Origin of the sequence: Brevibacillus dissolubilis, from assembly GCF_006170445.1 — a bacterium.
Lineage (GTDB): Bacteria > Bacillota > Bacilli > Brevibacillales > Brevibacillaceae > Brevibacillus_B > Brevibacillus_B dissolubilis.
In genome coordinates, this window is the sequence record NZ_VCNA01000002.1 from 440,722 (window position 1) to 456,025 (window position 15,304).

Annotated in this window: 14 protein-coding genes, 1 tRNA gene and 1 riboswitch; of the genes, 1 reads left to right on the forward strand and 14 read right to left on the reverse strand. The window is 50.7% G+C overall.

Annotated features, from left to right (window positions below; all coding sequences use genetic code 11):
* Positions 1 to 72: 72 nt before the first annotated feature.
* The 6 genes from FGI41_RS04040 to FGI41_RS24740 all read right to left on the reverse strand — a co-directional run bounded on the left by FGI41_RS04040 (position 73) and on the right by FGI41_RS24740 (position 5,687).
* On the reverse strand, positions 73 to 915 hold the full coding sequence (locus FGI41_RS04040; protein WP_139488665.1) for a PRD domain-containing protein: 843 nt from the start codon (positions 913 to 915) through the stop codon (positions 73 to 75).
* Positions 916 to 990: 75 nt separating this feature from the next.
* Entirely contained in the window at positions 991 to 1,962 is a 972-nt protein-coding gene (locus FGI41_RS04045; RefSeq protein WP_139488666.1) for a PfkB family carbohydrate kinase, read from the reverse strand.
* Between the two features lie 209 nt (positions 1,963 to 2,171).
* Positions 2,172 to 2,804: a SurA N-terminal domain-containing protein gene (locus tag FGI41_RS04050; RefSeq protein ID WP_139488667.1), complete on the reverse strand. Its 633-nt coding sequence runs from the start codon at positions 2,802 to 2,804 to the stop codon at positions 2,172 to 2,174.
* Between the two features lie 516 nt (positions 2,805 to 3,320).
* Complete coding sequence (locus FGI41_RS04055; protein WP_255298316.1) at positions 3,321 to 3,977, reverse strand: trimeric intracellular cation channel family protein; 657 nt, start codon at positions 3,975 to 3,977, stop codon at positions 3,321 to 3,323.
* Positions 3,978 to 4,111: 134 nt separating this feature from the next.
* Positions 4,112 to 5,371, reverse strand: a complete 1,260-nt coding sequence (locus FGI41_RS04060) for an alanyl-tRNA editing protein (RefSeq protein ID WP_255298317.1) — start codon at positions 5,369 to 5,371, stop codon at positions 4,112 to 4,114.
* A 175-nt stretch (positions 5,372 to 5,546) separates the two neighbouring features.
* Positions 5,547 to 5,687, reverse strand: coding sequence for a hypothetical protein (locus FGI41_RS24740; RefSeq protein WP_176560115.1), 141 nt, complete (start codon positions 5,685 to 5,687; stop codon positions 5,547 to 5,549).
* Positions 5,688 to 5,929: 242 nt separating this feature from the next.
* Between FGI41_RS24740 and FGI41_RS04065 the strand changes: the two genes are divergently transcribed.
* The gene (locus tag FGI41_RS04065) at positions 5,930 to 7,336 is read left to right on the forward strand and encodes an MFS transporter (protein ID WP_139488668.1); all 1,407 of its coding nucleotides are present in this window, start codon (positions 5,930 to 5,932) and stop codon (positions 7,334 to 7,336) included.
* Between the two features lie 128 nt (positions 7,337 to 7,464).
* Here FGI41_RS04065 and FGI41_RS04070 read toward each other — a convergent pair whose 3' ends face one another.
* The 8 genes from FGI41_RS04070 to FGI41_RS04105 all read right to left on the reverse strand — a co-directional run bounded on the left by FGI41_RS04070 (position 7,465) and on the right by FGI41_RS04105 (position 15,272).
* A complete protein-coding gene (locus tag FGI41_RS04070; protein ID WP_176560116.1) occupies positions 7,465 to 8,520 on the reverse strand; it encodes a C40 family peptidase in 1,056 nt (351 codons plus the stop codon).
* On the reverse strand, positions 8,517 to 9,611 hold the full coding sequence (locus FGI41_RS04075; protein ID WP_139488669.1) for a dipeptide epimerase: 1,095 nt from the start codon (positions 9,609 to 9,611) through the stop codon (positions 8,517 to 8,519). Before FGI41_RS04075 ends, FGI41_RS04070 begins: the two co-directional genes overlap by 4 nt.
* Before the next feature lie 77 nt (positions 9,612 to 9,688).
* Positions 9,689 to 9,775: transfer RNA gene (locus FGI41_RS04080), tRNA-Leu, on the reverse strand.
* Positions 9,776 to 9,937: 162 nt separating this feature from the next.
* The gene (locus FGI41_RS04085; protein WP_139488670.1) at positions 9,938 to 10,492 is read right to left on the reverse strand and encodes a glutathione peroxidase; all 555 of its coding nucleotides are present in this window, start codon (positions 10,490 to 10,492) and stop codon (positions 9,938 to 9,940) included.
* Between the two features lie 36 nt (positions 10,493 to 10,528).
* Positions 10,529 to 11,530, reverse strand: coding sequence for an ABC transporter permease (locus tag FGI41_RS04090; protein WP_139488671.1), 1,002 nt, complete (start codon positions 11,528 to 11,530; stop codon positions 10,529 to 10,531).
* Positions 11,496 to 13,022 (reverse strand): sugar ABC transporter ATP-binding protein, encoded by a 1,527-nt coding sequence (locus tag FGI41_RS04095; protein WP_139488672.1) that lies wholly within the window; start codon positions 13,020 to 13,022, stop codon positions 11,496 to 11,498. The genes FGI41_RS04090 and FGI41_RS04095 overlap by 35 nt, the downstream gene beginning before the upstream one ends.
* A 99-nt stretch (positions 13,023 to 13,121) precedes the next feature.
* Positions 13,122 to 14,198, reverse strand: a complete 1,077-nt coding sequence (locus FGI41_RS04100) for a sugar ABC transporter substrate-binding protein (protein WP_139488673.1) — start codon at positions 14,196 to 14,198, stop codon at positions 13,122 to 13,124.
* Between the two features lie 121 nt (positions 14,199 to 14,319).
* A riboswitch (SAM riboswitch) is annotated at positions 14,320 to 14,435 on the reverse strand.
* Positions 14,436 to 14,552: 117 nt separating this feature from the next.
* Positions 14,553 to 15,272, reverse strand: coding sequence for a 3-ketoacyl-ACP reductase (locus tag FGI41_RS04105; protein ID WP_139488674.1), 720 nt, complete (start codon positions 15,270 to 15,272; stop codon positions 14,553 to 14,555).
* Positions 15,273 to 15,304 lie beyond the last annotated feature (32 nt).

The following is a 15,304-nucleotide window of genomic DNA, read 5'->3' on the forward strand; positions in this document are numbered from 1 at the left end:
GTCACCCCTCTCTCGCAGTAGTTTGCTGCTTAGAAAGAGTGCTTATGCCTAATCGAATTAGTAACACGCACTTCACGCTATTCTATTTTGCAGTCTTGATAAATGGATGGTCAGATAGCCAATCTCCGATTCATGCACGGGGAGCTCAAGCACCTGTGTGATTCTGTGGCCAACCTGCTCTGCTAAACTATACCACTTGGCGAAGTCTCTTTTCAAGAGGGAAACTAAATGATTTTCTGTGAATTCACCATTTTCCACACGCTCAATGGTAAAACGCAGGTCGGTCACCAGTCTCGCATAGTCCATACTGGACGGGTCCAGCATGATTCCCAGCCCTTTTTCAATCAGTTTTACCAAGTCAGATACGAGTTCAACCCCACGCAACAATTTGCCCACGGTAGCATTGGCTCTGGCACTGTGAATATGCATCGCGATAAAGCCTTCTTCCGCGCGGGGAAGCTCTGTGCCCAATTGCCGCTTCACCAGTTCTACCGCATGCTCAGCAATGGCGTATTCCTTCGGGTACAGACTACGAATTTCCGTGAGAGTGGTGTTCGTAATCGTCTGCCCCTTGCGAATCCGCTCCAAAGCAAAGGCAATATGGTCAGTCAACGAGATATGAATATGGGCGTGCAGCATCTCTCCCAGCTTCTCCTGCGCATACGCGATAATCTCTTCGCACACGGATACAATCCGTTCGTCCGTCTGAGACAGCAGTTCGCTGTAGCGTGTGGACTGGTTGGAATCTGTCAGCCGGAATTCCTTATCAAATTGACCATGTTCAATCCGTTCCCCTGCTTTTTTACCAAAACCAAGCCCTTTGCCGACGAGTACCACTTCCTGTTTGTCCGGTCCGACGGCAAAGACGACATTATTATTCAGTACCTTACTTACTTTGTATCCAGTACCTTCCATAAAGATCCCCCCACTTTGATTTACCTATTATAGAGAGTCGGGGTGGACTAGACAAGGTGTAAAATACGCTTTTCCTTATGGCAGAGTTACCTCTGCTTTTGTCAGGATGCGCTGGAACTCGGCGTCCGCTTGTGCTTTTTCAGTCAAATCCGGGCAGATGCTCTCTTTTACCGTGATTGTCCAGCCTGCTACCTTGGTTCCGCAGATGACCGCATTTTTCAGAGCTACGCCTCTGATCAGCGCCATAACTGTTCCGGAGAAGAAGGAGTCACCGGCCCCGGAGGAATCGATCAGATCAACCGGGAATACTGGCTGGTGTCCCAGTTCTTGGGTACGGCGGTCATAATAGACAGACCCTTGTTCACCCAGCGTCACCACTACGGATTGCAGACCCACAGACTGATCCACGTAGGTTTTCACCGCGTCAAGCTTGGCTTCCAGCTCCAGACTGGTAAACTCATGACCGAACAGCACATCTGCCTCATAATTGTTAAAAATAAAGCAGTCCAGACCGTCCAGTACGTCTTTATACTTCCCTGCTACATCCAGGTTCCCCGGAATTCCGTATACCGGTTTGTTGTGCTTTTTCGCCACAGCGATCACATGACGGGCGATCTCCACAGTCAGGTCAATTTCAAGCACGACATGGCTCGATTTGCTGATAAACTCCTCTGCGTGCTTGATGATCAATTCTTGCATCGTGTTCACTTGTGGCATTTGGGAGATGGAGCCTGCCAATTCACCGTTTTCATTCAGGATTGCAAGCCACATACCCATACCATTATCCGTTGCCTGTACGAAGGAAGTCTCGATGCTGTTGGCTTGCAGATGATTGATCACTTCAAGCCCCATCCCAGATGAGTCAACGGTAGAAACAAAACCCGTGTTGGTTCCCAGCTTTGCCAGATTTTCCGCAACGTTGCGTCCTACGCCACCATGTACAAATTGGATATTCCCCAGGTTACGTCCTGTCGCTTGGTAGTTTTGATTTGCAAATCCTTTTACATCCATGAAAACCGTTCCGATGACAGTTACAAACGAATTCATTCGATCCTTCTCCTATCATTTACGTAAGTATTTTGAAATTTAGAGTTAAAGTTAATACACCAAACCATCCAACAGTCTATCATTTCATAAGCCATTGATATAGTACCGCACATTGCTCCTTGCAACAATAGGAAATGGAAAAAAAAGACTCACCCGGTTGGATGAGCCTTTTCGGTACGAAAGCATACGGATGCCAGGTTTCAGGAAAATTAGTGCTTAGCTTCCCCTTCGCCAGCCTGTGCTGTCGCTGCAACGCCCAACTTCTCGATTTTCGCGTTTTTCTTCGCTTCTTCGAGCCATGCTGGGATTTTCTCGCTGCGTTTCATGTCCATCAAGATTTGGGTTACTTTTTCTTTAGCTTGGTCAAGGGTTGGAACTGGGTTGCCAAGAGTTTCTTTGTTTTCATCGTAGAACTTTTTGATGTCTGCATCAGTAGGAGTGATTTCTTTTTCAAACATTTTGTCGAGCAGAACGTTGAAAACAAGCTTGTCCTTCAATTTATCCTCAGTCAGGTTCGCTTGTTGCAGGAACGCTTGGAACTGCTCATCGGAACCTACTTGTTTTTTCATAGTATCGAGTGCTTTATTGAGGTCTTCATCGTTTGCACTGATGCCTTTTTTCGCTGCTTCTTGCTTGATGAGGGTCTCAACTACGAGACGGTCAAGAGCTGCCTCGCCGCCTTGTTCTTTCATCGCATCATAGTGTGCGCTCTTGGTGATCGCTTCACCGTTAACAGTCGCTACAGCAACTGGAGTAGCACTGTGACCTTGGTTGAGTCCGAGGAAACCGAGGCCCAAGATGCATACGGAGATCGTAAGTACAGACAGGTCAAACTTTTTCATAACTAGTCCTCCATTATTGAAAGTTTAATGAATTCTTATCATCACGAATGCTAACAACTTGTAGTATACTACGTTTTTGTGTAAAACGTGTGGAATAATGAAAAAATTTTTTCTGGGAAAAGCAGTAAAATTGTAAGAAAATTGCGTTTTCCCTCTTTACAAAACCGTAATATTTTGTTAAAGAGTCCGTAATGTTCGCACGTTATTCTATAGGTGTAAAGGATAACACCCCTACAACATTGGAGGCGTAAAAATGAGAGAATTTCTTGGTTGGCTGTTCGCAAATCGTAAGGAAGATTTGTACCAAGAGAAAAAGTACGTGCAAAACAATGAGGTTACGAATTACCTGATGAGTACCAATTACGTAGAAGCGTTTTATATAACTCAACACGGAGCATAATTAGTTAAACAGAACATTTTGATAAGCAAGAGGCCCCTTTTTTGGAAAAGGGGCTTTTTTGTTTGGAGAGAGCATGATTGTTGGTCGCAGGCTTTCTCCACTTGCTATTCATGCCGTTAGACAGTCGTCATCTTTCTCCACTTGCTTTTCGTTTTGGGCCGATTGTGATCCCGCAGTGAGCGGCGTGGCAGTCTCCAGTTGAAATAGACAGAGACCATACGTAGCGTGACACCAAGCGCAAACAGCAGATAAAGCTGTACCGGCTGGTCGTAGCCAACATTGCCAAGGCTGATGATCAGACCAAGCAGGATCGCCCATGCCGCATAGATCTCGTCACGCAAAACCAAAGGCTTGCGGCGTGCCAATACATCGCGGATAATCCCGCCGCCAATCCCGGTCATCATCGCCGCTACCATGACAGCACTGATCGAGTGATTCATGCTGGTGGCATACAGCGCACCTTGAATGGCAAAAGCAGAAAGACCGATGGCATCAAACAGAGTAAGCCAGCGCTTGCCTGCATGAATCCAATTGACTGGCAGCAGGAAAATAATTAAGATCGAGAAGATTGCCACTTTAAGCAGCAGTCCCTGTTCCCAGATAGTAGATACTGGTACCCCGATCAGCAGGTTCCGTATGATACCGCCGCCAAACGCGGTCACCAGACCTAACACGAGTACTCCCAAGATATCGTATTCTTCCTCCATAGCGACCAGTGCTCCACTGACCGCAAAGGCGATCGTTCCAATGATGGATAAGGCTTCCCAAGTCACGGGTAACATTCCTTCTTTCTTCAACTTTCTCATGAACATACATGTAATCCGTGACTATTATATGAGCAACCAAGAGAAAGTTCAATAACTTTTAATGATTAATATTCATAAAGAGAAAAGAGGGCTTGCGCCGGTTAGACGGAAGCCTCTTGAATTTGCCGTTCGAGTAATCCCAATGCATGAGCCAGCACCTCTTCGGCAGGTACGGTAGCTTGTCCGCCGCCTTGAGCGCTTTCTGGCTTGCCGCCGCCCTTGCCGTCGATTACAGTCAAGGTCTCTTTGAGGAGTGCATTCATTGGGATGCTGACTTCGGTACCACGTGCGAAGACCAGTTGGGTTTTGTCACCGCTGGCTGCGAGCAAAGCGATCGCTTTGGGATCGGCTGCTGTGATGATCTGAGACATTTTTTGCAGTTCTTGCATGGTCAGTCCTGGTTGGACAGTGGAGACGATTCGGTAATCCTGCTTCGCCACAGCACTCGCGACCAGACGTGCGGCTTCCTGCTCCAATAGCTGTCCTTTGGCTTGTTGGAGGGCGTGTGATGTCTCCTTCTGCTCGGTGATGATGCGGTCTAAGCTGTTCAGCATCTCGCTCTCACTGCTGTTGAGCTGGCGGCTCAGTTCACGCAGGGTGCGCTGTTTGTCATAGATGGCACGGATCGCCCGGTTGCCGCAGACGAACTCGATGCGCATACCGCCCTTGTTACGCTCCCAGCCGAGGATCAGAATCGGTCCCACTTCCCCTGTACGCTTAGGATGTGTGCCACCGCATGGATTGTAATCAAAATCCGGAATCGTCACGATACGGATGTTTTCACTCACCGTCGGGGCTTTGCGCAGCGGTAATGTCGCAAGCTCCTGGGGGTCGACGAAACGGGCGGTAATCTCACGGTTATCAAACACGACGGAATTGGCCAGTTCCCCCACACGCTGCACCATCTCGTCGGTGAGCACTTCGGTCATGATGTCAACCGTCACCGTCTCACGTCCCAGATGAAAACCGAATGTCTCTGCCTGATACAGCTCGGCAAAAGCAGCGGAAAGAATATGCTGACCGTTATGCTGTTGCATATGATCAAAACGGCGCTGCCAGTCGATCTGACAGACGGCCTTGCCCTCGCCTGCTGTGAGCGGCTGGGCTAATTTATGTAGGATCTTATCGTCCACTTCTTCTACGTCGATCACTTCAACACCATTGATCGTACCCAGATCGCATGGCTGTCCCCCGCCTGTCGGGTAAAAGACTGTCTCCGCCAGTACGACATAAGGCGTCCCTGCTGCATCTGTCCCGTGTTCCACAATGGTGGTCTCACATGACTGTAGATAAGCATCTCTGTAATATAACTTCTCTGCCGGATGAGTCAGCATGAAAATCATCTCCCACAACATATCCATAATTAGTTCCACTTTCTAGCATACAGAGAGACAGAGCGTTTTGCAAAAAAATCGTATAAAAAAACAGGAAGTGCCCTCGACACCTCCTGCTCTGCTTTTATAGTATTAGATAAGAAGAAGTAGTAGGTGAGAAGACATTGTCAGCAAGATACCTGTCAAATAAAACCCGGCCCGATCAAATGAGATGCGAACGATTGCTGGAAGATGTACTGCGCCCGCCGATTTTCCAGTTTTCAAACGAATACACCGGTTTGCGGTCTTTTTTCTTGCGCTTTTTCCCTCTCCATTTGCCCACGAATGTGAACAGATGTACCATTGGGTGTCCCCTCCATGATTGAGTTTGCACAGCTACTAACAGGTATAACCAGATTATACTCGCTGCATGCTTCCCGTATGTGCTTTTTCTCGATTGATCTTATCATATTTAGATGAAGAAACGATCCCGTAATCATGAATCTTTTGTAAAGCCGATGAATAAATAGGAAGGAAAACGCCTGATTATCTTGAATGTTCATCTTATTCCTTCCTTCCATCTAAAATTGAAAAGGTGCTGAAACCATGCCGCAAACCCAACCTGTCCAACAAGCCTCTGATCCCGGTCGCAAAGGGCTGGCTCTGTATTTCTCCCTCCCCATCTTCTCCTGGGCGATGTACGATTTTGCCAATACGATCTTCTCGTCCAATATCACCACGATCTTCTTTCCTTTTTATATACAAAAAGCGATGGGCGGCGATGCTGTCCTCAACCAGCTGGCGACGACATTTATCAGCTACACCAATGTGCTGGCAAGCGTTCTGCTGGTCATCCTGTCACCACTGTTCGGTGTGCTGATCGACCGTACCGGACAGAAAAAACGCTATCTCGTCCCATTCGCACTCATCTCCATCCTCTGTACGTTGATCATGGGTGCCGCCACCTACTGGCAGACGGAGCAAAGCATCATGGGGCTGCCGTTGTCGATTGCTTTGGTGCTGGTCGCATTTATGCTGGCGAAGCTGTTTTATCAGTCGAGCCTGATTTTCTACGACTCGATGATTACGGACCTCGGCAGCAAGCAGGAGATTCCGTTAATCTCTGGTTTCGGTGTGGCGGTCGGTTATCTGGGGACACTGATGGGGCTGGCGGTCTATCCGTTCATCGGTGGTGATCGGTTCGGGTTGGCATTTTTGCTGACCGGGTTGCTGTATTTGGTCTTTTGTATACCGATGATGGTGCTGTATAAGGAGCCTGCGCGGAGGGGGAACCCTAATACTTCCGACGGCCCAGGGACATCTGCAAGCCACGCATCACTGACTACCTCTCACAGTGACGCTCTTCCCACCTCCCCTGCAAGTGTTGCCAAACCATCCTTTTTCAGCGGATATAAAGAAATCGCGCAAACCTTCCGGGAGATCCGGCAGTATCAATCCCTGTTCTACTTCATGATCGCCTACTTTTTCTTCAATGACGCGGTGGCGACGGCGATTGCGATGATGGCGGTGTATGCCAAGGTCGTGGTTCATTTTTCAACGGGCCAGTTTATCGCGTTGTATCTGGTCTCCACGGTATGCAGCATCATCGGATCGTTCGTGTTCGGGCATATCACCAAGCGGATTGGGGCCAAGCGGGCAATCACATGGGTAGCCATCGTGATGATCACAGCGATTGCAATTGCGGTCGGAACGGTGAATGAAGCGATGTTCTGGGTCGCGGGAGCCTTGTACGGGGTGTCGATGGGTTCGATGTGGGTGACTTCGCGCACCTTGATTGCCCAGATGACGCCTGATGATAAACGCGGCCAGTTTTTCGGTCTGTTCGCCTTCTCCGGCAAGGTCTCAGCCATCGTCGGTCCGCTGCTCTACGGCAGTGTCACCTGGCTGTTGGCCGATTATGGCAACATCGCAAGCCGTGCCGCGCTTGGTTCGCTTGCTTTTTTAACGATTATTGGTCTTGTGTTTCATAAAAAAGTTCAGTTTGAGAAATAATGGGTAATGGCGTGAAATGGCTGTTTGGACCCGTGCATGTCCAAGGTGAAGAGCTGAAAAAAAACCGCTTGGCTCCAGTAGGATCGACGTTAATGTCATCTGCTGGATCGAGCGGTTTTTTTGTTCGGTTATTCGGCGTGGATATCAAGTGGCTGCTGCAGGTTCCAATAACGTCTGGCCCCGCAATATTCCGGTGCATAACGGGAGGTGCTGATCGTGATGATCTCGACGTTCTCCCCAGTCTTCGGGGCGTGGATCATCTGGTCGTCACCATAGTAGATTCCGACGTGGTGGACGCGTCCTTTGCCCTCTTCAAAAGCGAAAAAGACGAGGTCGCCCGGCTGCAGATCCTCCCGCTCGATAAAGGTGGAGAACTTCGCTTGGTTGGAGGCGTCACGCGGGATGGTGATGCCGTATGCCTTATGCATGGAGTGAGCAAAGCCGGAGCAGTCGTAGCCAAAAGCAGATGTCCCGCCCCACAGATATGGCAGTCCGAGGAACTGCTTGCCTGCCTCGACGACATCTTGGCCCGTGATGATTGCCGCCTGTCCGCGCTGCATGATGGTGGCTTCCGAGCGCTTGAGATAGCGAGTGCCGTCTGGGGTAGCGACGGTAAGCCATGTGATGTCGGCTGACGTATCAGAGGAGTCAGACGCATCAGAATCAGATCCAATTCCACCAACAACGGTTCCCTTAGACTCAGCCGCCTCTCCCCCGATCAATGGAAGACGGGTCAAGTAGCTGAGCTCGATGCCTTTGGCTGTTTCATCTTTTGCTTCATATAGGAACGCGGTCGGACGGGCAACCTGTACCAGATGTTCACTTGCAGTAAACAAAGCAACATCGGTCAGCTCTGTCAGCTGGACCTTCGGCATCCAGCCTGGATAACCCCGCTTGCCTTTGATCGATGGCTGCTCAGGGACAGCGACTTTTACCCACTCGCCCTGCTCTTCGGTGACCTCGACGATGGTTCCATAGAGAATCTGGGTCTGGGTCCGGTCTTTTTCCCATAGGTTAATGCGGTCTTCCACGGTCATCGAATCGAGCCATGCGCGGATATCGGTCGGATGAGAGACAGCAGGTGCATCCTGCCCGCGTGGGGATTCTGGGGACGTCCAGATGGTGGCGACTTGTACGTTGACCAGCATCAGACGGTTCGTGTTGTCAGATACAGGGTGGCTCATACGGTTGTTTCACTCTCCAAAATCGTTGTGACCCCAAGGCCCGGCGCATCGGTCAAGGTCATTTTACGGCCGTCATAGACCACGCCGCCCTGGACATAATCCTTGATGAGCATAAGCGGAGCGTCGAAGTCAAAACGGGTGATATTTTTCTTCGCACCAGCCAGATGTGCCGCTGCGGTAATGCCAAGTCGGGATTCGATCATGCTGCCGACCATACATTCTACCCCGCACAGCTCTGCCATGTGATTGATCTGCTGGGCCTGATAGATGCCGCCTGCCTTCATCAGCTTGATGTTGATCAGGTCAGCAGCGCGCAGCTTGAGCACCTCGAACGCTTGCAGCGGGGTAAATACGCTCTCATCTGCCATGATTGGTGTCTCTACGCTGTCCGTTACGGTTTTAAGACCTGCGATGTCGTGTGCTTTGACCGGCTGTTCGATCAGCTCGATGTCGAGCCCCATATCCTCCATTTTGCGGATGGAGCGGACAGCCTCTTTGGCCTCCCAGCCTTGGTTGGCGTCGAGACGGATTTTGATATCGTTGCCGATGCGTCGGCGGATTTCTTGGATACGCTCGATATCTTTTCGGATATCATCTTTCCCCACCTTAATTTTTAGAACATTAAAACCATTTTTGACGTACTCTACAGCGTCCTCACCCATCTCGTCCGGCTCGTTGACGCTGACAGTGTAGTCGGTTTCCAGCTCGTTTTTGTAGCCGCCGAGGAACTGATAGAGCGGCAAGCCCGCATTTTGCGCGATCAGGTCATAGAGAGCCATGTCGAGCGCGGCTTTGGCACTGGTGTTGTTGACCATGCCCTGCTTGAGAATATGGAAGACTTCTTCGTAATTAAGCAGATTTTTGCCTACGAGCTGTGGTTTAAAGGTATAGAGAATAGCACCCTCGATGCTGTGCAGACTGTCCCCTGTGATGACAACGGTTGCAGGAGCCTCGCCCCAGCCTGTGAGTCCATTATTCGTCGTGATTTTGACTAGAATCGATTCTGCGGTGGTAACGGTGCGGAGTGCGGTTTTGAATGGCTTATGGAGTGGGACGGCTTGGCGTCTGACTTCTATGTTCTCGATGATCATTAGGGTTGACCTCCTCTTCACAGTTAGCAAAAAAGGTAGAGTCGCTATTCGCTTCTCTACCTGTGTCTACATATGTATGGTGCGGCCGAAGGGACTTGAACCCCCACGGTGTTGCCACCACTAGTACCTGAAACTAGCGCGTCTGCCAATTCCGCCACGGCCGCATGTTATGGTGTTGCTGACAATTGATATTATAGCAGATGAGATATGGATTAGGCAATAGGAAATTTTGTTTTCTCTGAATAAAAAAACAGGCAAGCCGTATGAAGATGGAGCCTGCCTGTTTTTTCGACCTGTTTGTCTTAACCTGTTGCGCTACCTACCACTTACGGAGTAGCCAAAACCTCTTCAATATCCCGTTCCATATCAATCGGATCAGTGGTCGCTTCAAAACGCTTCACGACGTTCCCCTGACGGTCGATGAGGAATTTGGTAAAGTTCCATTTGATGGAGTCGCCAATCATGTAGTGTGGGAGCTGTTCGTCGATGATCGACTTCAGGATTTTTGCCACTGGGTGGAATGGGTTGAACCCTTCAAACGGCTTGGACGCTGCCAAGTACGTAAACAGCGGATGTGCTCCTTCATCACGTACATTTACTTTTTGGAACATCGGGAAGTTGACGCCGTACGTAAGTGTGCAGAAGGTGTGAACCTGCTCATTGGTTCCCGGTTCTTGTTCAGCAAACTGGTTGCACGGGAAGCCGAGGATTACGAAGTCCTGATCCTTGTATCGGTCGTACAGCTTTTGCAGATCTTCATATTGGAACGTGAAGCCGCATCGGCTGGCTACGTTGACGATCAGGACGACCTTACCTTTGTACTCTTCTAATGATACTTCTTTTCCGTTCATCGCTTTGGCGGAGTAATTATAAATAGTCATTGGGTCATAGCTCCTTAGGGGGATTCTTACACGTACCTACACTGCTTTTCTTCTCAACTGATAATACGTCACAGCCAACGCCGCCATCAATACCGTTCCTTTGACGATATCATGCGCGTAGTACGGCACGTTGAGCATGGTCAGACCGTTGAGCAGTACGCCGATCAGCACAGCGCCGAGGAATGTCCCGATCACATTGGGCTTCCCTGCACCAAACACTGAGTACCCGACGAACGCCGCAGCGACGGCATCCATCAAGAGCGGCGCACCACCGTCTACCTGACCGGTACCAATCCGGGCTGCGAGCAGAATGCCTGCAAGACCGCAGAAAAGACCAGACAGCACGTAAGCAAGCGTACGGTAACGGTTCACCGGAATCCCGGACAGACGCGCTGCCTCGGCGTTACCGCCTGTGATGTAGAGGATCCGGCCATGTCGTGTATAGTTGAGGAAAATATGCACGACGATTACCGCAACGACCATCAAAATAACCGGAACCGGCACGGATGCGATCTGCCCCTGACCGAGCCAGACAAACCATTCGTTGAGTTTACCCGGAGCGGTGGAGCCGTCTTGCATCGCCATGTTCGGATAGATCGAGTAGCCGCTGGTATAGGTCAAGTGAATCCCCTTCACGATGTAGAGCGTCGCAAGGGTCGCGAGCAGGTCGGGAATGCGGATTTTGACGATCATCAGCGCATTGAACAGACCGACCAAGAGACCTAGGATGACCGGGATGAGCAGGGTCAGCAGCAGGTTTTGCTGAAACCAGATCATCATCGAGGCGGACACCACGGTGGAGAGCGATACGGTGGAGCCGACCGACATGTCAAAGCCATTGACGATCAGAGAGAAGGTCACACCGATCGCGACCAGTGTCACGATGGAGATCGCACGAAGGATTTCGGTAAGATTGCTGTAGGTGAAAAAGTACTCATTGATGATGCTGAAAAAGAGGATAACGGCAGCGATCACCATAATCGTTGCATATTTATAGAGAAAATCAAGAACCTGTTCTTTCGAGCTTTTGTTCGTCATGCGCTTGACCTCCACTTGCGTAATACATGATGAGTTCCTGAGTGGCCTCGGCGCGGCTTAGTTCTTTGACGATGCGTCCGTCGCACATCACCAGGATGCGGTCGGCAATGCCCAGCACCTCTTGGAACTCGCAGGAAAAATACAAAATGCCTTTTTGTTCTTCGGCCAGCTTGCCAATCAGCTTGTAGATGTCGCTTTTCGCACCGATATCGACGCCTTTGGTCGGCTCGTCGAACAGGAAAATGTCCGATTCGGTGTTGAGCCACTTGCCGATGACCACCTTTTGCTGGTTGCCTCCGCTCAAGTGTCCGATGGATTGGGTCAGGTTGGCGGTCTTGACTCCGAGGCGCTGCACCAGATCTTGGGCGGCACTCTCTTCTACGCGTCTGCGGATGAAGCCGAAGTTAGTCCATTTGCGCAGCGTGGCGAGGGTCAGGTTGTTTTTGACTGATTCATCGACGACGATCCCCTCTTTGCGGCGCTCCTCTGGGACGAGTACGATGCCGTTGTCTACCACGTGCTTCGGTGATGCGAGATTCACCTTATTGCCACGCAGGGTGACTTTTCCGGCTTCGGCCGTGTCGGCACCAAATAACAGACGGGCTAACTCGGTCTTGCCCGCGCCGACCAGTCCGACAACTCCGACGATTTCTCCTGCGCGTACGGTCAGATCAACACCGCGGACTTTGCGGCCACGGGTGAGGTCTTGTACCTCTAGGAGTGTATCGCCGATCGGTACATCAAGCTTCGGGAATTCCTCGGAAAAGGTCTTGCCCAGCATGTGCGTGATCACTTCATCGATGTTGGATTCGGCGGTCGTCATCGTCGCTACCTTTTGGCCGTCGCGCATGACGGTGATGCGGTCACAGATCTGGAAAATCTCTGGGAGACGGTGCGAGATATAGATGATCCCCACACCCGCCTGCTTGAGATGGGCAATCCGTTCGAACAGCAGGTCACACTCCGTGGTACTGAGTGGTGCGGTCGGCTCGTCAAAAATGATATATTTCGCGTCCTGGGCAATCGCTCGGGCGATCAGCACCAGCTGCTTTTCAGACAGGGTCAGCTCCTCTACCTTTTGGCGGACAGAGAGGGCGAACCCAAGCCGTTTGACGAGTTCTTCTGCTTCGGCATAGAGCTTCGACCAGTTGAGGAAGCCCTTGCCTTTGGTGACGTGACGCTCCATCAGGATGTTTTCGGCGACGCTCAGGTATGGGACGAGCGCGGTGTCCACTTCCTGGTACACACATTGAATCCCGTGGGCTTTGGCGTCTTGTGGTGTTTGGATCGCGGCTTTCTGTCCGTCGATGATAATCTCGCCGCTGTCGCTCGTATAGGCGCCGGTCAGGATCTTCATCAAGGTGCTTTTGCCCGCTCCATTCGCACCAAGCAGGGCGTGCACCTCCCCCGCTTTCACTTCCAAATCGACGGAACGGAGGGCGGGAACGCCGGAAAATTGTTTTTGAATCTGTCTCATCTGTAAGGTTGCCAAGCTGCTTCCCTCCTCGTTTCCTCTTCTATACTCAATCTGCTCCACTTATCCTCTTGCTGTCTGTCTCTCTGCTCTACTCTTTGTTCTCTTGCTTGTTCCTTACTTCTTCGCTTCGGTTTCGGTCATCCATGGCTCCAGTGCCAGCTTGCTTTGGCCCCAGCCTTCGATGAATTTGGAGAGGTCAGTCATTTTCACTTGCTCTTTTGGCAGTGCTTCACGGGTAACGAGGATTGGGTCGAGTGCTACGTTGTCAGGAGTTTCCTCGCCTTTGAACTTTTTATAGAGGTAACGAACTTGCACGCGACCGATGTCAGATGGGTCTACCGCTGCGGATGCGATCCATGGAGAGTTCGGATCTTGGATCATTTGCAGGTCTTCGTCGGAGAGGTCGATCCCGTATACTTTGATCTCGTTGCGGCCTGCTTGCTGGATCGCGCGGGTTGCACCTTTTGCGAACTCATCCCATGCGGCCCATACTGCGGTGATGTCGCCTTTGTTCGGATATTTTTTGAGGATCGCTTCCATCTGAGCTTGAGTGTCAAGCGCGGTGTTGGCTGTTGCAGAACCGAATGCCGCTACCTCTTTGATCTCTGGATATTTCGCTTGGAAAGCCTTGTACGATTCCTGACGGCGTTCCATCGGGGCAAAACCAGCTACCCAGATTTTTACGATGTTCCCTTTGCCACCTGCGTCTGTCGCCAACTTCTCCAGTGTGGACTCGGCCATCTTCTGGTCGCCTTGCTCAAGGACGGTTACACCAGGGATTTTGAGTGCTGCGTCAAAAGCAACCACCGGGATGTTTTGCGCCACTGCTTTTTGTACACCCTGTTGAAGCGCTTCTGCTGTACCATGGTCGATGAGGATACCGTCGAAGTGTTGCACAACCGCTTGATCGAGGTTGGACGCCATTTTGGCAAGGTCGCTGTCAGAGTTGAAGACGACGACTTCACCGCCGAGCTTTTCAGCCTGTTCTTTGACACCTGCGACATATTGGGAGGAGAAGGTTCCGATGTTGAATTGCATAACGAGTGCGATGCGTTTTTTACCGAGTTCGCCATTGGCATGGTTCGCATGGTCACCTGCGGCTGGCTGGCTTCCTGCACCGCAGCCTGTTGTGAGTAGTGCCAAGCTTGTGACAATTGAGAATAGTGCGGATGCTTTGAGACGTTTTTTCATGTGAGAATCCCCCTTGAATCTTTTTGCTTGTGATGTAGTTCATTGGTGTTGGTTTGTGAAAATCAGAAAAGCCTCTTTTCACAATAGAAAAGAGGCACGCAAACACATAGGTACGGGCAGCCTCTTATCTCTCAGGTAAAATACCTGCAGGAGTTAGCACCTTGACACGTACACCGCTGTGTACATCAGGTTGCCGGGCTTCATCGGGCCAGTCCCTCAGCCAGCTCTTGATAAGAAGAGTTGGTATTCAGTTGAATTACTTTCCTGATTCAGAATATTACAGCCCATTTGTTGGACTGTCAATAGTTGAGCCACAAAAATAATTTTGATCAGAAAACGCCCAACGGTCAAAACCTATTGTGGGTTGGTTGTCCAGATTCCTGCTGTCTTGACGAATACGCGCTCTGGAAGCTTCAGAGTAGCCAGTGCCAGCTCTGCTACGTCTTCTGGCTGCATCATCCGGTCTTCATCACCGATCGGCAGTCCTGCTTTGGAAGCCAGCTCGGTGTTGACCGTAGATGGTGCAAGGGTGAATACGCGGATATTGTTCTTGCGCACTTCCTGCATGAGCGCCTCGGTGAAGCCGTTTACCGCGAATTTGGACGCGCAGTAAGCAGAACCAGTAGCAAAACCACGGTCACCTGCGGAGGAAGACACATTGATAATATTACCGCTGTTGGCCGCGATCATGTCTGGCAGGACAGCATGGGTCACGTAGTAGGTACCAAACAGGTTGACTTGGATGATGCGCTCCCACTCTTGCGGGTCCATCTCGGTTACTTTGCCGAAGGTGGCGATGCCTGCGTTGTTGATCAGGATGTTCACCGGGCCAAGCTCGCCCTTAATCTTTGCGTAAGCCGCTTCTACCTGAGCGCGGTCGGAGACATCTGCGACAGCGACAGCGGTCTTGACATCGTATTGTTGGTTGAGTTCTTGTGCCAGTTGTTCCAGATCGGCAGCAGAACGGGCTACGAGGCCAACTTGTACGCCTTCTTTCGCCAGAGCGTGTGCCATTGCGCGGCCGATACCCTTGCCTGCGCCAGTGATGAGTGCTGTTTTTCCAGTAAGATTCATCTCTTATCCCTCCTAGTTCTTTCCATAGGTAC

Excerpts from the sequence above, each read along its gene's own strand:
- FGI41_RS04045 (WP_139488666.1), bottom strand. The coding sequence starts at position 1,962 with ATGAATTCGTTTGTAACTGTCATCGGAACGGTTTTCATGGATGTAAAA.
- FGI41_RS04050 (WP_139488667.1), bottom strand. The coding sequence starts at position 2,804 with ATGAAAAAGTTTGACCTGTCTGTACTTACGATCTCCGTATGCATCTTG.
- FGI41_RS04100 (WP_139488673.1), bottom strand. The coding sequence starts at position 14,198 with ATGAAAAAACGTCTCAAAGCATCCGCACTATTCTCAATTGTCACAAGC.
- FGI41_RS04060 (WP_255298317.1), bottom strand. The coding sequence starts at position 5,371 with ATGGATATGTTGTGGGAGATGATTTTCATGCTGACTCATCCGGCAGAG.
- FGI41_RS04105 (WP_139488674.1), bottom strand. The coding sequence starts at position 15,272 with ATGAATCTTACTGGAAAAACAGCACTCATCACTGGCGCAGGCAAGGGT.
- FGI41_RS04085 (WP_139488670.1), bottom strand. The coding sequence starts at position 10,492 with ATGACTATTTATAATTACTCCGCCAAAGCGATGAACGGAAAAGAAGTA.
- FGI41_RS24740 (WP_176560115.1), bottom strand. The coding sequence starts at position 5,687 with ATGGTACATCTGTTCACATTCGTGGGCAAATGGAGAGGGAAAAAGCGC.
- FGI41_RS04090 (WP_139488671.1), bottom strand. The coding sequence starts at position 11,530 with ATGACGAACAAAAGCTCGAAAGAACAGGTTCTTGATTTTCTCTATAAA.
- FGI41_RS04065 (WP_139488668.1), top strand. The coding sequence starts at position 5,930 with ATGCCGCAAACCCAACCTGTCCAACAAGCCTCTGATCCCGGTCGCAAA.
- FGI41_RS04070 (WP_176560116.1), bottom strand. The coding sequence starts at position 8,520 with ATGAGCCACCCTGTATCTGACAACACGAACCGTCTGATGCTGGTCAAC.
- FGI41_RS04075 (WP_139488669.1), bottom strand. The coding sequence starts at position 9,611 with ATGATCATCGAGAACATAGAAGTCAGACGCCAAGCCGTCCCACTCCAT.
- FGI41_RS04040 (WP_139488665.1), bottom strand. The coding sequence starts at position 915 with ATGGAAGGTACTGGATACAAAGTAAGTAAGGTACTGAATAATAATGTC.